This window comes from Micromonospora sp. DT81.3 (assembly GCF_049847225.1).
GTDB lineage: Bacteria > Actinomycetota > Actinomycetes > Actinomycetales > Microbacteriaceae > Microbacterium.
In genome coordinates this window covers 1-304 of the sequence record NZ_JBNCNY010000059.1, presented here as the reverse complement: position 1 = coordinate 304, position 304 = coordinate 1, and the positions used below count along the sequence as shown (strand labels likewise).

The 304-nt window shown below is 65.1% G+C and carries 1 protein-coding gene; it reads right to left on the bottom strand.

Annotated elements, in window-relative coordinates; translation table 11 throughout:
• The coding region (locus ACPW96_RS23330) for a hypothetical protein (protein WP_425886133.1) at positions 1–67 on the bottom strand (67 nt) is incomplete at its 3' end.
• Between the last annotated feature and the right edge of the window lie 237 nt (positions 68–304).

Genomic DNA, 304 nt, shown 5'->3' with positions numbered 1-304 from the left:
AGATCGACCGCACCGATTCACCCGCCGCGACACCGCAGGCGATCTCTTCCCGCTCGACGAACGACAGATACCTGCCCCTTCAAATTCCGGCCCCGCCGCGGCCTGACCCCGCCCGCGGCGACCAGCATCCGCTTCGCGGTCGTACGGTTCACACCGATCCGCTCGCCCACCTCGCTCGCGAACAGCCCGGCCTGGAAGCCCTCCCACGCCTGCTGGACAAGATCCAGCCGGAACCTCAACGCCAACTCCGCCACAACACTCTCCATTCAGTAAGTGTTGCGACCACCGCAAGAACTCAAGGATC